The sequence below is a fragment of the Saccharopolyspora sp. genome, assembly GCF_017434145.1.
Lineage (GTDB): Bacteria > Actinomycetota > Actinomycetes > Mycobacteriales > Pseudonocardiaceae > Saccharopolyspora_C > Saccharopolyspora_C galaxeae.
In genome coordinates this window covers 1-3,201 of record NZ_JAFRFW010000518.1, presented here as the reverse complement: position 1 = coordinate 3,201, position 3,201 = coordinate 1, and the positions used below count along the sequence as shown (strand labels likewise).

The 3,201-nt window shown below is 70.8% G+C and carries 4 protein-coding genes and 1 pseudogene; all 5 read left to right on the top strand.

All coding sequences use genetic code 11. The features are described from left to right. A pseudogene (locus tag IJH84_RS14360) lies at window positions 1–345 on the top strand (pyridoxal 5'-phosphate synthase lyase subunit PdxS); the annotation flags it as partial. Between the two features lie 41 nt (window positions 346–386). Further along, on the top strand, window positions 387–1,046 hold the full coding sequence (gene pdxT, locus IJH84_RS14355) for a pyridoxal 5'-phosphate synthase glutaminase subunit PdxT (RefSeq protein WP_295145210.1): 660 nt from the start codon (window positions 387–389) through the stop codon (window positions 1,044–1,046). 44 nt (window positions 1,047–1,090) lie between these two features. Then, complete coding sequence (locus IJH84_RS14350; protein ID WP_200069842.1) at window positions 1,091–1,840, top strand: YebC/PmpR family DNA-binding transcriptional regulator; 750 nt, start codon at window positions 1,091–1,093, stop codon at window positions 1,838–1,840. A gap of 155 nt (window positions 1,841–1,995) precedes the next feature. Further along, a complete protein-coding gene (locus IJH84_RS14345; RefSeq protein ID WP_200069933.1) occupies window positions 1,996–2,502 on the top strand; it encodes a DUF4262 domain-containing protein in 507 nt (168 codons plus the stop codon). Window positions 2,503–2,696: 194 nt separating this feature from the next. After that, window positions 2,697–3,201, top strand: a 505-nt coding sequence (ruvC, locus tag IJH84_RS14340) for a crossover junction endodeoxyribonuclease RuvC (RefSeq protein ID WP_295145206.1), incomplete at its 3' end; no start/stop codon positions are given.

The window sequence follows — 3,201 nt, the reverse complement described above, 5'->3', positions numbered from 1 at the left end:
GAGCTGCACGAGGCCGCGAAGGAGCTGCGTGCGCCGTTCGCGCTGGTCCAGGAGGTGGCCGCGGCGGGCACGCTGCCGGTGGTGCTGTTCACCGCCGGTGGCATCGCGACCCCGGCCGACGCGGCGATGATGCGCCAGCTCGGCGCGGAAGGCGTGTTCGTCGGCTCCGGGATCTTCAAGTCCGGCGACCCGGCCAAGCGGGCCGAGGCGATCGTCAAGGCCTGCACCTTCTACGACGACCCGGACGTGGTCGCCAAGGTCTCGCGCGGGCTCGGCGAGGCGATGGTCGGGCTGAACGTCGATTCGTTGCCCGAAGGCGAGCACTACGCGCAGCGCGGCTGGTGAGCGGCCCGGTCGAGTGATCACCTAGGAACGGAGACAGCGCGATGCCCGGGTGCGATAGCACGTCCGGCGCCTCGCCGGTGATCGGCGTCCTCGCCTTGCAAGGCGGCGTCGCCGAGCACCTGGCGGCGCTGGACCGCAGCGGCGCGGTGGCCAAGCCGATCCGCAGGCCCGAAGAGCTCGACGACGTGCACGGCGTGGTGTTGCCCGGCGGGGAATCCACCACCATGAGCAGGTTGTTGCACAGCTTTGAACTGTTCGATCCGCTGCGGGAACGCTTGGCGGCCGGTCTTCCCGCCTACGGCTCGTGCGCGGGAATGGTGCTGCTGGCGGGCGAAGTCCTCGACCCGGGCGCGGACTCCGGGAAGGATCCGGCGGTCACGCCGTTCGGTGCGCTGGACGTCGCGGTGCGGCGCAACGCCTTCGGGCGGCAGGTCGATTCGTTCGAAGCGGAACTGGCCTTCACCGGCGTGGACGGGCCGGTCCACGCGGTGTTCATCCGCGCCCCATGGGTGGAGCGGGTCGGCCGAGCGGTGGACGTGCTCGCCGAGATCACCCCGCACGGCTCGGGCGTTGCCGGTGCCGCCGGTAGGATCGTCGCGGTTCAGCAGGGGCGCGTGCTCGCCACCAGCTTCCACCCGGAGCTGGTCCGCGGCGACGAGCGCGTGCACCGGCATTTCGTGCAGACCGTTCGCGCGGGCTGAGGCTCGTCGTCCGCCCGCGCGGTCGTGGAAAGACGGAGGACACGATGAGCGGCCACTCCAAGTGGGCGACCACAAAGCACAAGAAGGCCGCCGTCGACGCCAAGCGCGGCAAGCTTTTCGCGAAGCTGATCAAGAACGTGGAGGTCGCCGCGCGGACCGGCGGGGGTGACCCGGAGGGCAATCCGACCCTCTACGACGCCATGCAGAAGGCCCGCAAGAACTCGGTGCCCACCGACAACATCGAGCGCGCGCGCAAGCGCGGAGCGGGCGAAGAAGCGGGTGGTGCCGACTGGCAGACCCTGATGTACGAGGGCTACGGCCCGAACGGGGTGGCGGTGCTGGTCGAGTGCCTCACCGACAACAAGAACCGCGCGGCGGGCGATGTGCGCACCGCGATGAACCGCAACGGCGGTTCGATGGCCGACGCAGGCTCGGTGTCGTACCTGTTCTCCCGCCGCGGCGTGCTGATCGTGCCGAAGAACGGCCTGACCGAGGACGACGTGCTGGGCGCGGTGCTGGAGGCGGGCGCCGAGGAGGTCAACGACCTCGGCGAGAGCTACGAGGTGCTGTGCCAGCCGACCGACCTGGTCGAGGTGCGCAAGGCGGTGCAGGCAGCCGAGATCGAGTACGACTCCTCGGAGCTGAGCTTCCTGGCATCGGTCAACGTGCCGTTGGACGCCGAAGGCGCGCGGAAGGTCTTCAAGCTGATCGATGCGTTGGAGGACTGCGACGACGTGCAGAACGTCTACGCGAACTTCGACGCGTCGGACGAGGTGATGGCCGAGGTCGGCTGACCCGGTTGCGGCCGCTGGAGGGCGTTCGGCTCTCCGGCGGTCCTCGGCGCTGGTTCAGGACGTACTTCGCTGATCGGTGACGCGGCACAGCGGCTCGTGCGCGTTCGGTCAAGGTCGCCCCCAGGGGCTCCCTCGGACGGGTGGTAGTCGGCAGAATGGCCGCCGTGGTCGAAACTGATGATCAGCTGCGCAGGTGGTTGGTGGACACCGCGGAGCAGCACGGCGCCGCGGTGCTGCACGTGGCGGCCGACGAAAGAGGGGCGTCGCACGCCTTCTCCGTCGGCGCGTGGCGGCGTTTCGGCAAGCCCGAGGTCGTCGTGATCGGCCTGCCGCGCGAAGTCGCGCACGCGGTGGTGAACAACTACGTGCAGCGGGTCGCCGCCCGCGAGCGGTTCGTGCCGGGGAAGCTCTACGCCGGGTTCCTGGAGGGCTGCCCGGTGACCTTCGAGCGGGTCGCCAAGGTGCACTACCCGGAGTACCTGGGCAGCGCTTTCACCGTGTACGGCGGCGCGGATTTCCCCGCGTTGCAGCTGGTCGCCGCGACGCCGGACGGCGCGTTCCCGTGGCAGGACGAGGCGCCGCAGGGCTTCGCCCAGTACCAGCCCGTGCTCACCGACAGCGGCCTGCCGGAATCCTGGACACCCGGCACCGACGGGCCCTGAGCCACCGGTTCCATCCGGTAGGGCGATCATCGGGTGTGTCGGACGCGGGCGAACCGGTCGTGACGCGTTAGGGTCTCGAACGAGTGTTCATGATCGTGTCGATGGCCGAGCTCGCCGGCGGGTCGGGCCCGCTGGCGGGCTGGGCCTGCTGACGGGTTCGGGCCTGCTGACGGGCCGTGCCGGAGGAGGGCGTCGTGCGCGTGCTGGGAGTCGACCCCGGGCTGACCCGGTGCGGGGTCGGGGTGGTCGACGGCGGGCGCAGCCGCAAGGCGTCCTGCGTCGCGGTCGGCGTGGTGCGCACCCCGGCGGAGGACGAACTTCCGGTGCGACTGCTGACCGTGTCCGAGGGCGTCGAGGAGTGGATCGACGCGCATCGTCCGGAGGTGGTGGCGATCGAGCGGGTCTTCAGCCAGCACAACGTGCGCACCGTGATGGGCACCGCGCAGGCCTCCGGAGTGATCGCGCTGGCCGCCGCCCGGCGCGGGCTGCCGGTCGTGTTCCACACCCCGAGCGAGGTGAAGGCCGCGATCAGCGGTTCCGGGCGCGCCGACAAGCGGCAGGTCACGCTCATGGTCACCAAAGTCCTCGGACTGGCCGAGCCGCCCAAGCCCGCTGATGCCGCGGACGCGCTCGCACTGGCCGTCTGCCACCTGTGGCGGGCGCCGATGAGCGCGAAGCTGGCCCAGGCCGAGGCCAAGG